The organism is Bradyrhizobium macuxiense (assembly GCF_007993935.1).
In the GTDB taxonomy this organism is placed as follows: Bacteria; Pseudomonadota; Alphaproteobacteria; order Rhizobiales; family Xanthobacteraceae; genus Bradyrhizobium; species Bradyrhizobium macuxiense_A.
The window spans coordinates 164,016-179,261 of the sequence record NZ_VITY01000003.1 but is presented as its reverse complement, the minus strand read 5'-3'; the positions used below and the strand labels follow the sequence as shown (position 1 = coordinate 179,261).

Annotated in this window: 18 protein-coding genes; 8 read left to right on the top strand and 10 right to left on the bottom strand. The window is 64.8% G+C overall.

Annotated elements, in window-relative coordinates; genetic code table 11:
- Positions 1–120 precede the first annotated feature (120 nt).
- Together FBZ93_RS08735 and FBZ93_RS08730 are read left to right on the top strand one after the other, a co-directional pair.
- Entirely contained in the window at positions 121–690 is a 570-nt protein-coding gene (locus tag FBZ93_RS08735) for a TetR/AcrR family transcriptional regulator (protein ID WP_433995391.1), read from the top strand.
- A gap of 126 nt (positions 691–816) precedes the next feature.
- The gene (locus tag FBZ93_RS08730; protein WP_146985531.1) at positions 817–2,022 is read left to right on the top strand and encodes a serine hydrolase domain-containing protein; all 1,206 of its coding nucleotides are present in this window, start codon (positions 817–819) and stop codon (positions 2,020–2,022) included.
- 103 nt (positions 2,023–2,125) lie between these two features.
- Here FBZ93_RS08730 and FBZ93_RS08725 read toward each other — a convergent pair whose 3' ends face one another.
- Together FBZ93_RS08725 and FBZ93_RS08720 are read right to left on the bottom strand one after the other, a co-directional pair.
- On the bottom strand, positions 2,126–3,499 hold the full coding sequence (locus tag FBZ93_RS08725; protein WP_146985530.1) for a PleD family two-component system response regulator: 1,374 nt from the start codon (positions 3,497–3,499) through the stop codon (positions 2,126–2,128).
- Between the two features lie 15 nt (positions 3,500–3,514).
- Positions 3,515–3,880 carry a response regulator gene (locus tag FBZ93_RS08720; protein ID WP_016845968.1) on the bottom strand — a complete coding sequence of 122 codons (366 nt, stop codon included), beginning with the start codon at positions 3,878–3,880 and terminating at the stop codon, positions 3,515–3,517.
- Between the two features lie 229 nt (positions 3,881–4,109).
- On the opposite strand from FBZ93_RS08720, the gene FBZ93_RS08715 reads away from it, so the two are divergent.
- Both FBZ93_RS08715 and FBZ93_RS08710 read left to right on the top strand, forming a co-directional pair.
- Positions 4,110–4,409, top strand: coding sequence for a DUF3572 domain-containing protein (locus FBZ93_RS08715; RefSeq protein WP_146985529.1), 300 nt, complete (start codon positions 4,110–4,112; stop codon positions 4,407–4,409).
- Positions 4,388–5,698 (top strand): DNA polymerase IV, encoded by a 1,311-nt coding sequence (locus FBZ93_RS08710; protein WP_146985528.1) that lies wholly within the window; start codon positions 4,388–4,390, stop codon positions 5,696–5,698. Before FBZ93_RS08715 ends, FBZ93_RS08710 begins: the two co-directional genes overlap by 22 nt.
- A gap of 126 nt (positions 5,699–5,824) precedes the next feature.
- On the opposite strand, the gene FBZ93_RS08705 is transcribed toward FBZ93_RS08710, so the two are convergent.
- Both FBZ93_RS08705 and FBZ93_RS08700 read right to left on the bottom strand, forming a co-directional pair.
- The gene (locus FBZ93_RS08705; RefSeq protein WP_146985527.1) at positions 5,825–6,226 is read right to left on the bottom strand and encodes a RidA family protein; all 402 of its coding nucleotides are present in this window, start codon (positions 6,224–6,226) and stop codon (positions 5,825–5,827) included.
- Between the two features lie 253 nt (positions 6,227–6,479).
- Positions 6,480–7,343, bottom strand: a complete 864-nt coding sequence (locus tag FBZ93_RS08700) for a cell envelope integrity EipB family protein (protein ID WP_146985526.1) — start codon at positions 7,341–7,343, stop codon at positions 6,480–6,482.
- A gap of 259 nt (positions 7,344–7,602) precedes the next feature.
- Here FBZ93_RS08700 and FBZ93_RS08695 point away from each other — a divergent pair, with 259 nt between their 5' ends.
- The 4 genes from FBZ93_RS08695 (at position 7,603) to FBZ93_RS08680 (ending at position 10,720) form a co-directional block, all read left to right on the top strand.
- On the top strand, positions 7,603–8,070 hold the full coding sequence (locus tag FBZ93_RS08695; RefSeq protein WP_146985982.1) for a RidA family protein: 468 nt from the start codon (positions 7,603–7,605) through the stop codon (positions 8,068–8,070).
- Between the two features lie 3 nt (positions 8,071–8,073).
- The gene (locus tag FBZ93_RS08690) at positions 8,074–8,826 is read left to right on the top strand and encodes a glycerophosphodiester phosphodiesterase (RefSeq protein WP_146985525.1); all 753 of its coding nucleotides are present in this window, start codon (positions 8,074–8,076) and stop codon (positions 8,824–8,826) included.
- A 167-nt stretch (positions 8,827–8,993) separates the two neighbouring features.
- On the top strand, positions 8,994–10,244 hold the full coding sequence (locus tag FBZ93_RS08685) for a GNAT family N-acetyltransferase (protein ID WP_146985524.1): 1,251 nt from the start codon (positions 8,994–8,996) through the stop codon (positions 10,242–10,244).
- A gap of 53 nt (positions 10,245–10,297) precedes the next feature.
- Complete coding sequence (locus FBZ93_RS08680; RefSeq protein WP_146985523.1) at positions 10,298–10,720, top strand: HIT family protein; 423 nt, start codon at positions 10,298–10,300, stop codon at positions 10,718–10,720.
- A gap of 126 nt (positions 10,721–10,846) precedes the next feature.
- Here the strand turns inward: FBZ93_RS08680 and FBZ93_RS08675 are convergent, their stop codons facing one another.
- From FBZ93_RS08675 to FBZ93_RS08650, 6 genes are all read right to left on the bottom strand, one after another.
- Positions 10,847–11,335, bottom strand: a complete 489-nt coding sequence (locus tag FBZ93_RS08675; protein WP_146985522.1) for a hypothetical protein — start codon at positions 11,333–11,335, stop codon at positions 10,847–10,849.
- The gene (gene tsaA, locus FBZ93_RS08670) at positions 11,332–11,823 is read right to left on the bottom strand and encodes a tRNA (N6-threonylcarbamoyladenosine(37)-N6)-methyltransferase TrmO (RefSeq protein ID WP_146985521.1); all 492 of its coding nucleotides are present in this window, start codon (positions 11,821–11,823) and stop codon (positions 11,332–11,334) included. Before tsaA ends, FBZ93_RS08675 begins: the two co-directional genes overlap by 4 nt.
- Positions 11,824–11,826: 3 nt before the next feature.
- Complete coding sequence (locus FBZ93_RS08665; protein ID WP_246667415.1) at positions 11,827–12,807, bottom strand: Bug family tripartite tricarboxylate transporter substrate binding protein; 981 nt, start codon at positions 12,805–12,807, stop codon at positions 11,827–11,829.
- 61 nt (positions 12,808–12,868) lie between these two features.
- On the bottom strand, positions 12,869–13,213 hold the full coding sequence (locus FBZ93_RS08660) for an AzlD domain-containing protein (protein WP_146985520.1): 345 nt from the start codon (positions 13,211–13,213) through the stop codon (positions 12,869–12,871).
- A complete protein-coding gene (locus FBZ93_RS08655) occupies positions 13,210–13,962 on the bottom strand; it encodes an AzlC family ABC transporter permease (RefSeq protein ID WP_146985519.1) in 753 nt (250 codons plus the stop codon). Before FBZ93_RS08655 ends, FBZ93_RS08660 begins: the two co-directional genes overlap by 4 nt.
- Positions 13,963–14,159: 197 nt before the next feature.
- A complete protein-coding gene (locus FBZ93_RS08650; protein WP_246667414.1) occupies positions 14,160–15,239 on the bottom strand; it encodes a lytic transglycosylase domain-containing protein in 1,080 nt (359 codons plus the stop codon).
- Positions 15,240–15,246 lie beyond the last annotated feature (7 nt).

Genomic DNA, 15,246 nt, shown 5'->3' with positions numbered 1-15,246 from the left:
GCCTGCGAATCCCGCTTATTTTAGGTACACAGACCTGTGTAATTAGGCTATACGGAGGCGGTGCTGTCAAGCGAAGAGGATCACGGCCGGCGCATGGCTTCCCCGCCTCCCAAACAGACCATGAAAGAGCGGATCCTCGAGACCGCCGACAGACTGTTTTACATGCGGGGCATTCGCGCGATCGGCGTCGACACCATCGCGGCCGAGATCGGCATCAGCAAGCGCACGCTCTACAATCACTTCCCCTCGAAGGACGCGCTGATCGAGGCCTATCTGCAGCACCGCTTCGTGCAGCCCCGCGCCTCCGACAAGCCGCCGGCCGAGCAGATCCTCGCAACCTTCGATTCGCTGGAGCGGCGCTTCGCGGCGAAGGATTTTCGCGGCTGTCCGTTCGTGAACGCGGTGGCCGAGCTCGGACCGGAGGACGAGGACCATACCTTCAGAAATATCGCGGTCGCCTTCAAGGAAAGCCGCCGGATCTGGTTTCGCGATCTGCTCCGCCAGCTCGGCGTCGCCGATGCCGAGGGACTTGCGACCCAGCTCACGCTGCTGGTCGACGGCTCGATCGCACAGGACCTGGTGCGCGACGATCCGGCGATGGCGCGCGCGGCGAGGGAAGCGGCGCGCGTGCTGCTGGCCAACGCAGGCGTCAAGGTCGCAAGCTCCACAGACAAAAAGCGCGGCGGATAAATCCGGTTGCGCAAACAGGCTCCGTTTGGTTGGTAGCGCGGACGCGCGCGACGGCCCGAGCGGATATTCCGTCACGCGAGATGGCCGACGACCGCGCGAACGGCGCGGCGCAACAGGGGAGCGACCATGGAAGATCTGAAGGTGACGGCCACCGGCTACGATTTCGCGCCGGCGCGCGCCGCCATGCAGCGCTACATCGACAACAATCTCCTGTCCGGCATTTCGTCCGCGGTGATGGTCGGCCGCGACCTCGTCGATGTCTCGTGCGTCGGCTGGGCCGACAAGGAAGCGCAGATCCCGCTGCGCACCGACCATATCTTCCGCGTGTTCTCCAACACCAAGCTCATCACTTCCTGCGCCGTGCTGCTGCTGTTCGAGGAAGGACGTTTGCGGCTCGACGATCCGATCGAGAGCTACATCCCGCAGCTTGGAAACCGGAAGGTACTGCGGCCCGGTGCGACGTCGATCGATGACACCGAGCCGGCGCGCAGCTCGATCACCATCCGCCAATTGCTGAGCCACAGCGCCGGTTTGAGCTACGGCTTCTTCGATCCCGGCACCGTCATCTTCAAGGCGCTCAACGAGCGCGGCGTGCACAATCCCAATACGACCCTAGCCGAGATGGTCGATGTGCTGGCCGGCCTGCCGCTGATCTATCAGCCGGGCACGTCGTGGGAATACTCGCTCGCGATCGACGTGGTGGCGCGCCTCGTCGAGGTGGTCAGCGGCCAGAGCTTCGACAAGTTCATCAAGGTGCGCATCCTCGATCCGCTCGGCATGGTCGATACCGGCTTCGTCGTTCCCGAGCAGGATCAGGGGCGCCTGGTCGCGTATTACGCGGGCGCCGATCTCATGGAGCCGATGAAGCCGGGCCTCACCCGCACCGACAATGCGCCCTTCCCCGGCGCCTATCTGCGCCCGGTCGCGCGGCTCAATGGCGGCGGCGGCCTAGTGTCGACGCTGCCCGACATGGTCGCACTGATCCGCAGCCTGCTGCCCGGCGGACCAACGCTGCTGAAGCCGGACACCATTGCAGCGATGATGTCCAACCAGTTGCCGGACGGACAATGGATCCGCTTTGCGATGATGGGCGAGCAGCCCGGCAAGGCGCATGGGCTTGCCGGCGGCCTGATCCTCAACCCCTCGCCGATCGATCATCCCGATGCCGCCGGCGAATTCTACTGGGGCGGCGTCGCGGGCACGCAGTGGTGGATTTCGCCCCGAAAGGGCATCGCCGGCGTGATGATGGCGCAGCGCCAGATGGCGTTCGTCCATCCGTTCTCGTTCGAGTTCAAGCGGATGGCCTATGACGCGGTGAAGCGCGGACGGTAAGGCACTAAGTAGCCCGGATGGAGCGCAGCGAAATCCGGGACAGTTGTGCAAATGGCGAAAAATCCCGGATTGCGCTTCGCTCCATCCGGGCTACGAGATGCGACTACGCCGCCGCCGAGACCACGCGGTTGCGGCCATCGTGCTTGGCGCGATAGAGCGCGGTGTCGGCGCGCTTGAGCACATCGCCGACCGGCTCGCCCTTGCGCTCCAGCGTGGTGAGACCGATCGAGATCGTCACCGTGATCCGCTTGCCGCCCTTGTCGACGGCAAAGGGCTCGCCCGCGATCGAGCGGCGCAGCCGCTCGGCAACCATGCCGGCGACATGCAGATCGGTCTCCGGCATCACGATCACGAACTCCTCGCCGCCATAACGGCAGGCCAGATCGATGCCGCGGATCGACTTGCGGATGCGAACGGCGAATTCGCGCAGCACGTCGTCGCCGGCATCGTGGCCGTAGGTGTCGTTGATCGCCTTGAAGTAGTCGATGTCGAGGATCATCAGCGCCAGCGGCTTGCCGCGGATCGAGGCCTGCTCCGCCAGCGTCGCAAGGTGGCTCTCCATGTAGCGCCGGTTGTTGAGGCCGGTCAGCGCGTCCGTGATCGCCATCTCGATCGAGTTCTGCACGTTGTCGCGCAGATGATCGGTGTAGCGGCGGCGGCGGATCTGGGTGCGCGCCCGCGCCAGCAATTCGTTCTTATCGACCGGACGCAGCAGATAGTCGTTGACGCCGATCTCGAGCCCGCGCATCAGCCGCGTGTTGTTGTCGGCATCCGAGATCGCAAGGATCGGCACCTGACGCGTTCGCTCCAGCGAGCGGGCCTGGCTGCACAGCCGCAGGCCGTCGAAATTATCGAGGCTGAGCGACACGATCAGCAGGTCGTAATTGCCCTCGGCGGCATGGAACAGCGCTTCAGACGGATTGGTCTCGACGTCGACGGTATGTTCGGCGGAGAGGATCGGCGCCAGCTTCTCGTAGGACGACGGCCGGTCGTCGACCAAGAGGATGCGGCCGCCGGTACCACGATCCGCGATCGCGCTGCGCTCGGGCGCCTGCATGCCGATCTCGAGCGAGGTGATGGCGCGCATGCGCAGCTCATCGGTCATCATCTTCAGCCGCGTCAGCGAGCGCACACGCGCGATCAGTACGACGTCGGACACCGGCTTGGTCAGGAAGTCGTCGGCGCCGGCTTCAAGCCCGCGCACGCGATCGGCCGGGCTGTCGAGCGCGGTTACGATGACGACCGGGATGAAATGGGTCGCCGGATTCGACTTCAAGCGGCGGCAGACCTCGAAGCCGTCCATATCAGGCATCATGACGTCGAGCAGGATGATGTCGCATTCCGCGCGCGCGCAGATTTCCAGCGCCTCGGCCCCGTTGGAAGCGGTCAGCACATCGAAATATTCGGCCGAAAGGCGGGCTTCCAACAGCTTGACGTTCGCCGGAACGTCATCGACGACGAGGATACGCGCGGACATGGCACCACAACTCCCCTATCCGATAAAGCGTCGGACAGTCTCAATAAATTTGCCGACCGAGATCGGCTTGGACAAATAGGCTTCGCAGCCGCCCTCGCGGATGCGCTCTTCGTCGCCCTTCATGGCGAAGGCGGTAACCGCGACCACCGGTATCGTGCGCAGATCGGGATCGTCCTTGATCCAGCGCGTGACCTCGAGGCCGGAAACCTGGGGCAGTTGAATATCCATCAAAATGAGGTCGGGGCGCAGCTTGCGGACGAGATCGAGCGCTTCGAAACCATTGCTGGTGCCCGAAGTCTGATAGCCATGCGCTTCCAACAGATCGCGAAAGAGCTTCATGTTGAGCTCATTGTCCTCCACGATCAGGACGGTTTTGGCCATCCCGTCCCTCCCAAACCCAGGAGACGGGCCCGGCTGCGGCACCTCACGCACCGCGCTCGGGACGCGTCGAAAATGTGAATTCAAACTAGCGCCAGAATCGCTCTAACCCGTTAACCCGTTAGTCCAACTTCCGCAGCGTGGTTTCCGTTGCTTGAACACACGCGGAAGACTCGGGCATGATGGGCCTCTCAATAGAGACCATAAGTTAACGGAAAGGCAAACCGGCGCGTTGAAAAAGCCTGTTCACAACCCCCGGGAAGTTGCTGAAATCGTTGCGATTCAGGCGCTCGGCTTCATTGCCGGCGATCCCGAACGACTGGGCTTGTTCCTGGCCGAAACCGGAATCGGTCCAGAGACGTTGCGGAACGCTGCGTCCAATCCTCAATTTCTTGCGAGCGTGCTCGATTTCGTGATGCGCGACGACGCCACCGTGAAGGCGTTCGCCGAAGCCTCCGAACTGCACCCGACCAACATCGCCGCCGCCCACCAGGTGCTGGGCGACCCGAAATGGGAGCGCGACGTGCCGTGACGACGGCAGCGGCAGCTCCCGACGGCCCCCTCAGTTTCTGCCGGGACTGCCTCGGCGATCTCGATATCAAGGTCAAACGATGCGGCCGTTGCGGGTCGCCGCGGCTGGTGCGTCATCGCACCCTGCCTGCGCTGGCGCTGGCCCATATCGACTGCGACGCGTTCTACGCCACGGTCGAGAAGCGCGACAATCCTGACATCGCCGACCGCCCCGTCATCATCGGCGGCGGCAAGCGCGGCGTGGTGTCGGCCGCCTGCTACATCGCCCGCACCTACGGCGTCCGCTCGGCGATGCCGATGTTCAAGGCGCTGGAACTCTGCCCGGACGCGACCGTGATCCCGCCCGACATGGCGAAATATGTCCGGGTCGGGCGCGAGGTGCGCCAGGCGATGCAGGCGCTGACGCCGCTGGTCGAGCCGCTGTCGATCGATGAAGCGTTCCTCGATCTCTCCGGCACGCAACGCGTCCACGGCATGATCCCGGCCAAGGTGCTCGCCAGATTCGCCCGCGAGGTCGAGCACGACATCGGCATCACGGTGTCGGTCGGGCTGTCCTGCAACAAGTTCCTCGCCAAGATCGCCTCCGATCTCGACAAGCCGAGGGGCTTCGCCACGCTCGACCAGGACGAGGCGCGCGAGATGCTGGCCAGCAAGCCGGTCGGCTTCATCTACGGCGTCGGGCCGGCGACGCAGGAGAAGCTGGTGCAACGCGGGTTCCGCGTCATCGCCGATTTGCAGCGCGCCGACGAGAACGAGCTGATGAAGCAGTTCGCGAGCGAAGGCCGCAGGCTGTGGCGGCTGGCGCGCGGCATCGACGACCGCAGCGTGGTGCCCGATCGCGGCGCCAAGACGATCTCGAGCGAAACCACCTTCGAGACCGACATCCGCGATTTTGCAACCCTGGAAAAGCTGCTCTGGAAACTGTCGGAGAAGACCTCGGCGCGGCTGAAGAGCAGCGACCTCTCAGGCTGCACCATCACGTTGAAGCTGAAGACCGCTGATTTCCGCCAGCGCACCCGTTCGCAATCGATCCAGACCCCGACCCAATTGGCCGCCAAGATCTTCGCGGTGACACGCGAGATGCTCGTCAAGGAGATCGACGGTACCGCCTTCCGCCTGATGGGCGCCGGCGTCAGCGCGTTGCGCCCGGGGTCGCAGGCCAACGATTCCGACATGCTCGACCGCCGCTCGGCGCACGCCGAACGCGCGATGGACAATCTGCGCAAGAAGTTCGGCAATGCCGCCGTGATCCGCGGCATTGCCTATGAGGGGCCAGGAAAGCCGGAGTAGTCCGGGCTCGACCGCGACCAGAACTCCGTCATTGCGAGGAGCGCAGCGACGAAGCAATCCATCGCTCCGCACGCGCGGAAGTACGGATTGCTTCGCTGCGCTCGCAATGACGGGGAGGCACTACCCTCAATCCGCGACCGCAACCGCCTCGATCTCGATCAGCCATTCCGGGGCCGCGAGCGCGGTGACGCCGACGAGCGTAGAGGCCGGCGGCTCCATGCCCTCGAAGAACGCCGAGCGTGCCTTGCCGATGATCGGGCGCAGCTCCGGCTTGTAGCCGACCACGAAGGTCGTGATCTTGACGATGTTGGAATAGCTGGCGCCGGCGGCCTTCAGCGCCATGCCGAGGTTCTGCATCACCTGCGTCGTCTGCGCGGCGAGATCGCCGGCGCCGACCACCCGGCCCTCCTCGTCAGTGGACACCTGTCCCGAAATGTAGATCGTGCGCGCGCCCGAGGCGACGACGACGTGGGAGTAAGCCGGATTGTGATGCAGGCCGCTGGGGCGAAGATGATCGAGCTTGCTCATGATGTGCCTCCCTGACACGCGTGTTTCAGGAAGCGTACTCGCGTCTGCTGGTTCCGGCCAGAGCGGTCTCGCGGGGGCCTTAATCTTGCTCCGCTGTCGTCCCTGCGAAAGCAGGGACCCATAACCACAGGGAGCAGCTGTTGAAGCCCGCTGTGGCTCCAGCGCTCTGCGACAATTGACGGTCGTGGTTATGGATCCCGGTCGCGCTTCGCTTGCACGGGACGACACCGAGTGAGTGGCGATAGCGAGCCCATTACTTACAGGGCTTGGAATCCCTCACGTCGAACTTGTCCAGCGCGCCGGAGATCACGAAATCGTTGTAGTCCAGCACCAGCGCGCGGGAGACGCCGTTCTCGTAAAGCTCGAACGACATCGCGTAGACCGGCGTCTGCTCGCCGTCCTTCGCCCGCGCGTCGCTGTCATAATAGCTCACCGTCACCGGCCAGCGCGTCATGGTCTTCATCGCATCGCTCGCGGTCGACGGATCGGGCGACGACGGCGCGCGGTCGCCCGCGATCGGGCGGCCGATCACGGTCAGGGTGTTGTAGACCTTCTCGCCATTGTCGGAGCCGTCATAGACGGTCTGCTCGAGCACCGACTTGCCGTCACGGGCGGCGGCGATGATGTGCTGGATCTGCTCGGTCGGGAACACGATCTTGCCGTCGATATTGAACGTCTTCTTCACCGGCTGGGTCAGCTTCACGGTGATATGATCGCCGACCCGCTCGGCGATGCCGTCGACCGGCGACGAGTTACTGTCGTTCATCCGCGTGTCGATCTTGAAGCGGTAGCTCTTGCCCGACGCGTCCTCCCAGGACGTGGAACGCAGGTCTGACAGCGTCACCTTGCCCTCGCCGCTGTCGAGTTCGGACACCTGGCGGAATTCGGAGGTGTAGCCTTCGCAGGAACTGCCGGAGAAATTGTAGAGGATGCGCCCGCGCGCATCGCTGACCGAATTGGAGCCGCGTGATTTCACCAGGCTCAGATCGTAGAGCGCCTGATGCGCGAGAAACGGCCCGCTTGCCGCAGCAGCGGAGCCTTGAACCATACCGGATCCTGCGGCGACGGCGATCGTGAGCACCAGGGCACGCGACGGATTCCGAAACGGAAGGTTCATGTGTTTTCCTCGAGGCTGGGATTCGCCACAATAGTGACGGTGGTATTGCGCCGCAACTGGGGCAAGTCTGACAAAATCGCAATGTACGCGGCGAAACTGCCGGCGTTTTGACAGTTTTCCATGCTATTTCGCACGCAGCGGCCGCCAGGCCCTCACGTGACCGTCCCTTGCAACCTGCGGCACGATGCGCGAAACAATCGAAACAAACTTGGCCCTGACCGCGTTTCAGGCTTCGTGCAAACCTATTGGGGGACAAAAGATGGCGGGTACCGTCGAACAAAAACTGGCGTCACAGGGCATCACACTTCCCGAGCCGACCTCCCCGGTCGCAAATTATGTCCCCTTCGTCCGCAGCGGAAACCTGCTTTTCGTCTCCGGCCAGGTTTGTTTCAACGCCGAAGGCAAGCTGATCGCCAAGGGCAAGCTCGGGGCCGGCGTCACGCTGGAGCAAGGCGTGGCCGCGGCGCAGGGCTGCGCGATCAACCTCTTGGCGCAGATCAAGGCCGCGCTCGGCGATCTCGACAAGGTCGTGCGCGTGGTGCGGCTCGGTGGCTTCATCAACTCCGCACCTGATTTCTTCGACGGCCCGAAGGTGCTGAACGGCGCTTCCGACCTGATGGTCGCAGCGTTCGGCGACAAGGGCCGTCATGCCCGCACCACGGTCGGTGTCGCCTCGCTGCCGGCAGACGCCGCGGTCGAAGTCGAAGGCGTGTTCGAAGTCGCCTGATCGATGCGCGCCCCCGATTGGCTGACGAGACGGCCGGTCGCCCATCGCGGCCTGCATGATGCCGCACGCGGCATCATCGAGAACATGCCGGCCGCGGCTACCGCCGCGATCGCCGGCAACTTCGCCATCGAGTGCGACATCCAGCTCACCGCCGATGGCGAGGCGATGGTGCATCATGACGATGCGCTCGGCCGCCTCACCGAGGGGTCGGGCCTGCTGGCGGCCAAGACGGCGGCCGAGCTGAAGGCGGTCAAGTTCAAGGGCACGTCCGAGCAGATGATGACGCTCGGCGACCTCTGTGCGCTGGTCGCCGGCCGCGTCCCGCTGGTGGTCGAGGTGAAGAGCCATTTCGACGGCGACCGCAGACTGGTCGCCCGGATGGCCGAGGTGCTGTCGTCCTATTCCGGTCCTGTCGTCGGCATGTCCTTCGATCCCGACCAGGTGCTGGCACTGCGCGAGACCATGCCCAATTTGCCGCGCGGCATCACCGCCCAGCGCACCTATGACGACGGCTATTGGGACAAGCTGAGCGCGGCCCAGCGCGACGGCATGCTGTATCTGCGCCACGGCTTCAGGACCGAGCCGCATTTCGTCGCCTTTTGGGTCAACCAGCTGCCGGCGCCGGCGCCCTGGATCGCCCGCAATGTGTTCGGCTGCCCGCTGCTGGCCTGGACGGTGCGAACCGCGGAACAGCGCGAGCGCGCCGCCCGCTACGCCGACCAGATGATCTTCGAGGGCTTTGTGCCGGGAACCTGACATGCCCCAGAGAGGCCCTTTGCAGTCTTGAACTCGTCGCTGCGACGCACGATGTTGTCGGGAGTTGGTCGTCATCTGCGATGGCGGAATGCGGGAGCATGATCCGGAAGTGGAGCCAGCTGTTCCGGAAAGATCATGCTCAAAAGAGGCACCGGTCTTCACTCTCGATGGCGTCGTCTGAAATCACCCTAGAGGCTGTGGCTGACATCGGCGGCATTCCGGCCGCCGAATGGGACGCCTGTGCCAATCCGAAGGCGGACGCGGACGGCATCCATAACCTCGACACGCTGGCCTCGCCCGCCGCCGCAGGCGATTGCCAGACCGTCGCAAGTTCGAGCTATAACCCATTCGTTTCCCACGCCTTTTTCGCCGCCGCGGAAGCTTCCAATTCGGCCTGCCCGCGGACCGGCTGGGGGCCGCGGCATCTGGTGGCGAAACTCGATGGCCGGATCGTCGGCGTCGTGCCCTGCTATCTGAAATCGCACTCGCAGGGCGAATACGTGTTCGATCGCGGCTGGGCGGAGGCCTATCACCGCGCCGGCGGCAGCTATTATCCGAAGCTGCAGGTCTCCGTCCCCTTCACGCCCGCGACCGGGCCGCGGCTCTTGATCCGCGACGGGGTCGACCGCGAGGTGATCGGCTCCGCGCTGGCGCGGGGCCTGCGGGCGCTCTGCAACGCCACCGAGGCCTCCTCGGTGCATGTGACGTTTGCCCGCGAGGATGAGGCAAGGTTCCTCGGTGCGCACGGCTTCCTGCAGCGGACTGACCAGCAGTTCCACTGGCACAATGAAGGTTACAAGACCTTCGACGACTTTCTCGGCTCGCTGAACTCGCGCCACCGCAAGGGCATCAAGCGCGAGCGCCGCGAGGCTCTTGCCGCCGGGATCACCATCCACTGGCTAACGGGGTCAGACATCACCGAGGACGCCTGGGATGCGTTCTTCGAGTTCTACATGGAGACCGGCTCGCGCAAATGGGGCCGGCCGTATCTCACCCGCGAATTCTTCTCGCTGATCGGCGAGAGCATGGCGCGCGACGTGCTGCTGGTGATGGCCAAGCGCAACGGCCGCTGGATCGCGGGCGCCATCAACTTCATCGGCTCGGACACCCTGTTCGGCCGCAACTGGGGCGCAATCGAGCATCACCCGTTCCTGCATTTCGAGGTCTGCTACTACCAGGCGATCGATTTCGCGGTTCAGCGCGGGCTCAAGGTAGTCGAGGCCGGCGCACAGGGCGAGCACAAGCTGGCACGCGGCTACCTGCCGCAGACCACCTACTCGGCGCACTTCATCGCCGACCCCGGCCTGCGCCGCGCGATTGCCGATTACCTCAAGCGCGAGCGCGACTATGTCGCCGAGGTCGGCCGCGAGCTCGCCGAGGCCGGCCCGTTCCGGAAGACCGTCGACGACGACGCTTGACGTTTCAGCCGCGACCGAGACATTAGCGCTACAAGACCCGAGGAGCCGCCGCCATGCCCGCCTATGACAACAACAATCCCTTCGCGAAAATCCTGCGCGGCGAGTTTCCGTCCTACGAGGTCTACGAGAACGAGCACGTGCTCGCCTTCCTCGACATCATGCCGCGCTCGCCCGGGCACACGCTTGTCATCCCGAAAGCCCCTGCCCGCAACATCCTCGACATCTCGCCGGACGATTACGCGCACGTCGCGCGCGCCTCGCACAAGATCGCGGCCGCTGCGATGAAGGCATTCGAAGCCGACGGCATCACCGTGCAGCAATTCAACGAGCCCGCCGGCGGCCAGGTCGTGTTCCATCTCCACATGCACGTGATGCCGCGCAAGAACGGCATCGCGCTGCTGCCGCCTGCGAGCCACAAGGAAGACGGCAAGGTGCTGGAGGCGCATGCCGCGAAGTTGGTTGCAGCGTTGAAATAGCCCGCATGACGCGCCATTTCGTAGCCCGGATGAAGCGTAGCGCAATCCGGGAATTGTGCCGCTTGCCGGACCGCTCCCGGATTTCGCTTCGCTCCATCCGGGCTACGCGTCTGAAGTCTCGGCCGCTCAGAGTGGCTCGAAGCGGTTGAGCATCAGGATCGCCCTGTTCCGCGATCGGTCGGCATTCACCTCGAACGCCAGAAAATCAACGTAGGCTTCGATGGACCGGCCGACCTTGGCGTCAGCATTCAAGCCATCGACGAGGACATCCTGAACGTAAGCTGGCATCGCGCGCCCGCCGTCGGATACGAGTCCGATACATTGGCTGACCTTGACCTGTTCCAATACCTTCTCGAAACCCATCGTTCTCAGAACCAGGCGAAGCGGATCGGTCTCGCACGGTTTCGGCGCCTGGCCGAGCTTCACAATGAGCTTGAGCTTTTCAGGCCGCGAAAAGGAATAGCCCGGCCCCTCTTTGCTGGTCTTGCGATTCCATTCGTCGACCAACGCGTCGAGCGTCGTGGTCCGGTATTGCTTGAAGTCCTGCGCCGCCGCCGAAGCCGTGAACGACGCAAGCACGATCAATGCGCCGAGAATACTACGTTTCATGGTCACTCCGTCTCGAAATCCCCGGCCTGCGGCGGAGCCAGCGGGGTGAACTCGCAGCGATCGGGCTTGACGTCGATCAGCGGCGTCTCGTCGAGGCAGTCGAGGCCGCGCACCAGGATGACGTTGCCCTCGACGCCGACCAGCTTGACGATCGAGGTGCCGATCGGGTTCGGGCGCACCGGCGAGCGCAGCGAAAACGTGCCGCGGGTGTTGCCGTTGTTCTTCGGGCTTTGCAGCACGATGTCGCGACGCGACTGGTGCAGCCAGTACAGCACTTCGAGATTCGAGTAGAAATCGACGCCCTTGATCGCGGCGACCCAGGGCTCGAAGATCTCGAGCCGGCACACCGGGCCGTCATGCCGCCCCTGCCGCGGCGTCGCCAGCCGCGAGGTCCAGGGCGTGCGGATGCGGCCGATGAAGACCAGGGCAGCATCGCGCGGCGCCGGCATGTCGACAGCGACCTCGCCCTGGCGCAATTCCATTTCTCGTACCATGTGTCAGTCCAACGATATGTTCAGCGCTTTGACCACATCAGCCCACCGCGCGCGGTCGGTGTCCACGAACTTGTCGATCTCGGCTTGGCTCTTCGCGCGCAACGGCGGAAAGCCGATCTTGACCAGCGAAGCGCGGAACGCCTCGTCATTCAAGGCCCGGTCGAGGCTCGCCTTGATCTTGCTGGCGATCTCGTCAGGCACCTTCGACGGCGCTGCAATACCATACCAGACGCTGACCGCATAATCAGGGTATCCGCTCTCCGCAATCGTCGGCAGGTCGGGCAAATCGGGGATGCGCTCGGTCGAGCTGACGCCGAGTGCACGCAGCATGCCTGATCTGACCGGCGGCAGCGCGGTGCCGAGCGTGTCGAACATCAGCTGGATATTGCCGGACAGCAAATCCTGTAGCGCGGGTCCGGCGCCCTTGTACGGCACGTGGGTCATCTCGACGCCGGCCATCTGCTTGAACATCTCGCCGGCGAGATGAACCGTGCCGCCGGTGCCGGCCGATCCGAAATTGAGTTTGCCGGGATTCTTCTTGGCGTAGGCGACGAACTCCGCGATCGTCTTTGCCGGTACCGAGGGATTCACCTCCATGATCATCGGCGCGTCCGTGATGACCGACAGCAGGCGAAAGTCCCTGACCGGATCGTAAGGCAGCTTCTTGTAGAGCAGCGGATTGAGCACGAAGATCGAGGCCGCCGTCACGAACAGCGTATAGCCGTCGGGATCGGAACGCGCCACGGCCTCGGCGCCGATCGCACCCTGCGCACCGGCCTTGTTCTCGACCACGACCACCTGCTTGAGATCGCGCCCGAGATATTCGCCGACGAGGCGGCCGAGCACATCGGTCGGCCCGCCCGCGGCATAGGGCACCACGAGCTTGATCGGACGCATCGGATAATCCGCGCCCTGCGCCGGCAACGCCGCCACCAGCAGCGCCGTCAGAGCAACAATGAACTGCGATAATGCGCGCCGCTGCATGCCGTTTCCCCGTTGTTTTCTTCTTGGGGAACGAGAGTAGCGGATAATGCGCTCGCCGCAATCAGCCGAGCCAGTATTTGCCCGCGATCATCACGACTTCGCCCACGATCACGCCGGCGAAGATCGATTTCCGCGCCAGCATGAACGCGGCAAAGCCCGCAGCGACAGCGCCGTAACGCAGCCAGTCCGGCACGCTGGCGAGCGCCCCCGGCGGCTGCACCACGATCTGCGCGATGATCCCGGCGAGGATCGCGGTGGCGACCGCCCTCACCCAGACGAGCAGCTCAGAATTCTCGTCGATGCCGCCGCCGAACCACAGGCCGAGCATGCGCCAGATCTGATTGGGGATGACGCCTGCGACGAACAGGATCGCGAGCGCGTGCCAGTCGCCGATGAAACTGCTCATGCGCGCACCCTCACGACGCCCGCCCGCGCCCGGTGCACGCCATAGGCGATCGTTCCGGCCACAACGCCGCTGATCAGGATATCGATGCCGCTGTTGAGCAGTGCCGCCAGCGGGAACAGCAAGAGCCCGAGCAGCAGCGCGATGACGTCGGCGAGCTCGCGGCAGTTGCGCGCGGTGGAGAACAGGAAGGCGAGCGGCGTCAGCATCAGCATGCCGGCGGCGAGCAGCGGCGTCAGGTTGGCCGCGAGCGTGTAGCCGATCGTGTTGGCGACCAGGCAGACCGAGACCAGCCCCAAGCCGAGCCCGTGGATGAAGGCGATCCGCCTGATACGCGGCACCTGCGGCAGGAAGCGGTAGCATTCGACCCACAGCGTCACGGCGGTGAGATGCGCCACCAGGATCAGATGCCGCCGCTTGGTCTGTTCGGTGCGCATCAACGGCAACACCGAGACCACCATCGGAAACAGCCTGATCGCGCTCACGGTGACCGCGATCGCCGATTGCAGCACGGTGGCGCCGGAGCCGAGCGTCGTGATCACGATGATCTGCGCGGGCCCGGCCCAGACGAATGCCGTGCTCGCCAGGGTCCAGCCCAGCGAGAAGCCGCTATCATGCGCCAGCGCGCCGATCCCGAGATAGGTCGCAAACAGCACCAGGGTGAGCACGGTCGCGCCGATCGACCGCGCGCCCCACATGAAGGCGCGGAACGAGGTCTGCCATTGCGGAGAATCGAGCGGAGGAAGCGCCACGGGAAGCCGGATGGTTTTGCAATATCGGCGGCTTAGGGCGCGGTGCTCAGCGGGTCAAGCAAGGGAGCGCACAGGGCCGGTATGCGACGGCGATAAATCCCCGCTCGTCATTGCGAGGAGCGAAGCGACGAAGCAATCCATCTATCCGCGCATGGAGCGATGGATTGCTTCGCTTCGCTCGCAATGACGCGGAGAGATCACGCTCTATTCTTCAGCACGAAGCATGCCCCGCCCGCCTTGCGGATGCGGTTGCAGAGGCCGTCGGCTTCGGGGCGCGTGTCGGCGCCGATGCGCACCTGGTAGAACGTCGCGCTGCCCCGGCTGCGCAGCCGCGAGCCGAGCAGGCTCGGATCCTGATCGCCGATCACGTTCGACAGCCGCTTCATCGCGCGGGCATACATCGCGAGCGCCTTGTCGCGGCTGAAGCCGGCGGCGAGCTGTACGCCCCACACCTTCGCGGCCGACAGCGTGATGTGCTGCTCGAGACCCGCGACGAACGGGTTGGGCGCGCGCTTCAACAGCGCCATCAGCTCGCGGCAGCTCTTTGCCGGCGGACGCTCCGGCATCTTGCCATTGTTGCGAGCAGCAGCGGCCCAGTCGTCGACGCTGGAGCCGGTGATCGCGGAGACGTAGTTGCGGGTCTCCTGCGGCATCGATCCGGTGCCGGCGAGCCAGTCCTGCACCCGGCGCGGGCCGGCATTGTAGGCGGCGGCCGCGAGGCCGAGATTGCCGAACTGGTTGCGCAGCTCGCTGAGGAATTCGGCCGACTTCGGCAGCGCCTGCACCGGATTGAAGGGATCAAGCAGCCCGCGCTCGTTTGCCGTGCCCGGCATGAACTGCGCGATGCCCTGCGCGCGCTGGCCGCTGCGGGTGATCGGGCCGATCGCATCGGCCTGGAAGCGGCTCTCCTGCCAGATCACGCGCGCGAAGAATTCGAGCGGCAGATCGTTGGCCCGCGCCGCCGACTCGATCATCAGGCACATCGCCTCGCGGGTGTCGCTCTCGCGCGCGTCATCCGCCGGCTTGTCGGCTGTGGCCGCAGGTTTCTCGGCCGATGGAGCGACCTGCCCTGTCGGCGGAGGCGCAGGCGGCTCGGCCGGCACCTCCGCGGGTTTTTCGGCGGGCGCCGCCGGCTTGTCCGCGGGCGGCGTTGCGGGCTGCTCGGCGCTTGGCGGCGACGGCGCCGGGGCTGCGGCAGGCGCGTCCTCCGCGCCGGCGCCGAGCGTCGGCACCAGCAACACAAGCAGGACCAATGCGGTGCAAAGACCTGTTCGCATGGCAAAT

Coding starts and splice junctions, on each gene's coding strand:
- FBZ93_RS08735 (WP_433995391.1), top strand. CDS start 121: ATGAAAGAGCGGATCCTCGAGACCGCCGACAGACTGTTTTACATGCGG.
- FBZ93_RS08730 (WP_146985531.1), top strand. CDS start 817: ATGGAAGATCTGAAGGTGACGGCCACCGGCTACGATTTCGCGCCGGCG.
- FBZ93_RS08725 (WP_146985530.1), bottom strand. CDS start 3,499: ATGTCCGCGCGTATCCTCGTCGTCGATGACGTTCCGGCGAACGTCAAG.
- FBZ93_RS08720 (WP_016845968.1), bottom strand. CDS start 3,880: ATGGCCAAAACCGTCCTGATCGTGGAGGACAATGAGCTCAACATGAAG.
- FBZ93_RS08710 (WP_146985528.1), top strand. CDS start 4,388: ATGGGAGCGCGACGTGCCGTGACGACGGCAGCGGCAGCTCCCGACGGC.
- FBZ93_RS08705 (WP_146985527.1), bottom strand. CDS start 6,226: ATGAGCAAGCTCGATCATCTTCGCCCCAGCGGCCTGCATCACAATCCG.
- FBZ93_RS08700 (WP_146985526.1), bottom strand. CDS start 7,343: ATGAACCTTCCGTTTCGGAATCCGTCGCGTGCCCTGGTGCTCACGATC.
- FBZ93_RS08695 (WP_146985982.1), top strand. CDS start 7,603: ATGGCGGGTACCGTCGAACAAAAACTGGCGTCACAGGGCATCACACTT.
- FBZ93_RS08690 (WP_146985525.1), top strand. CDS start 8,074: ATGCGCGCCCCCGATTGGCTGACGAGACGGCCGGTCGCCCATCGCGGC.
- FBZ93_RS08685 (WP_146985524.1), top strand. CDS start 8,994: ATGGCGTCGTCTGAAATCACCCTAGAGGCTGTGGCTGACATCGGCGGC.
- FBZ93_RS08680 (WP_146985523.1), top strand. CDS start 10,298: ATGCCCGCCTATGACAACAACAATCCCTTCGCGAAAATCCTGCGCGGC.
- tsaA (WP_146985521.1), bottom strand. CDS start 11,823: ATGGTACGAGAAATGGAATTGCGCCAGGGCGAGGTCGCTGTCGACATG.
- FBZ93_RS08665 (WP_246667415.1), bottom strand. CDS start 12,807: ATGCAGCGGCGCGCATTATCGCAGTTCATTGTTGCTCTGACGGCGCTG.
- FBZ93_RS08660 (WP_146985520.1), bottom strand. CDS start 13,213: ATGAGCAGTTTCATCGGCGACTGGCACGCGCTCGCGATCCTGTTCGTC.
- FBZ93_RS08650 (WP_246667414.1), bottom strand. CDS start 15,239: ATGCGAACAGGTCTTTGCACCGCATTGGTCCTGCTTGTGTTGCTGGTG.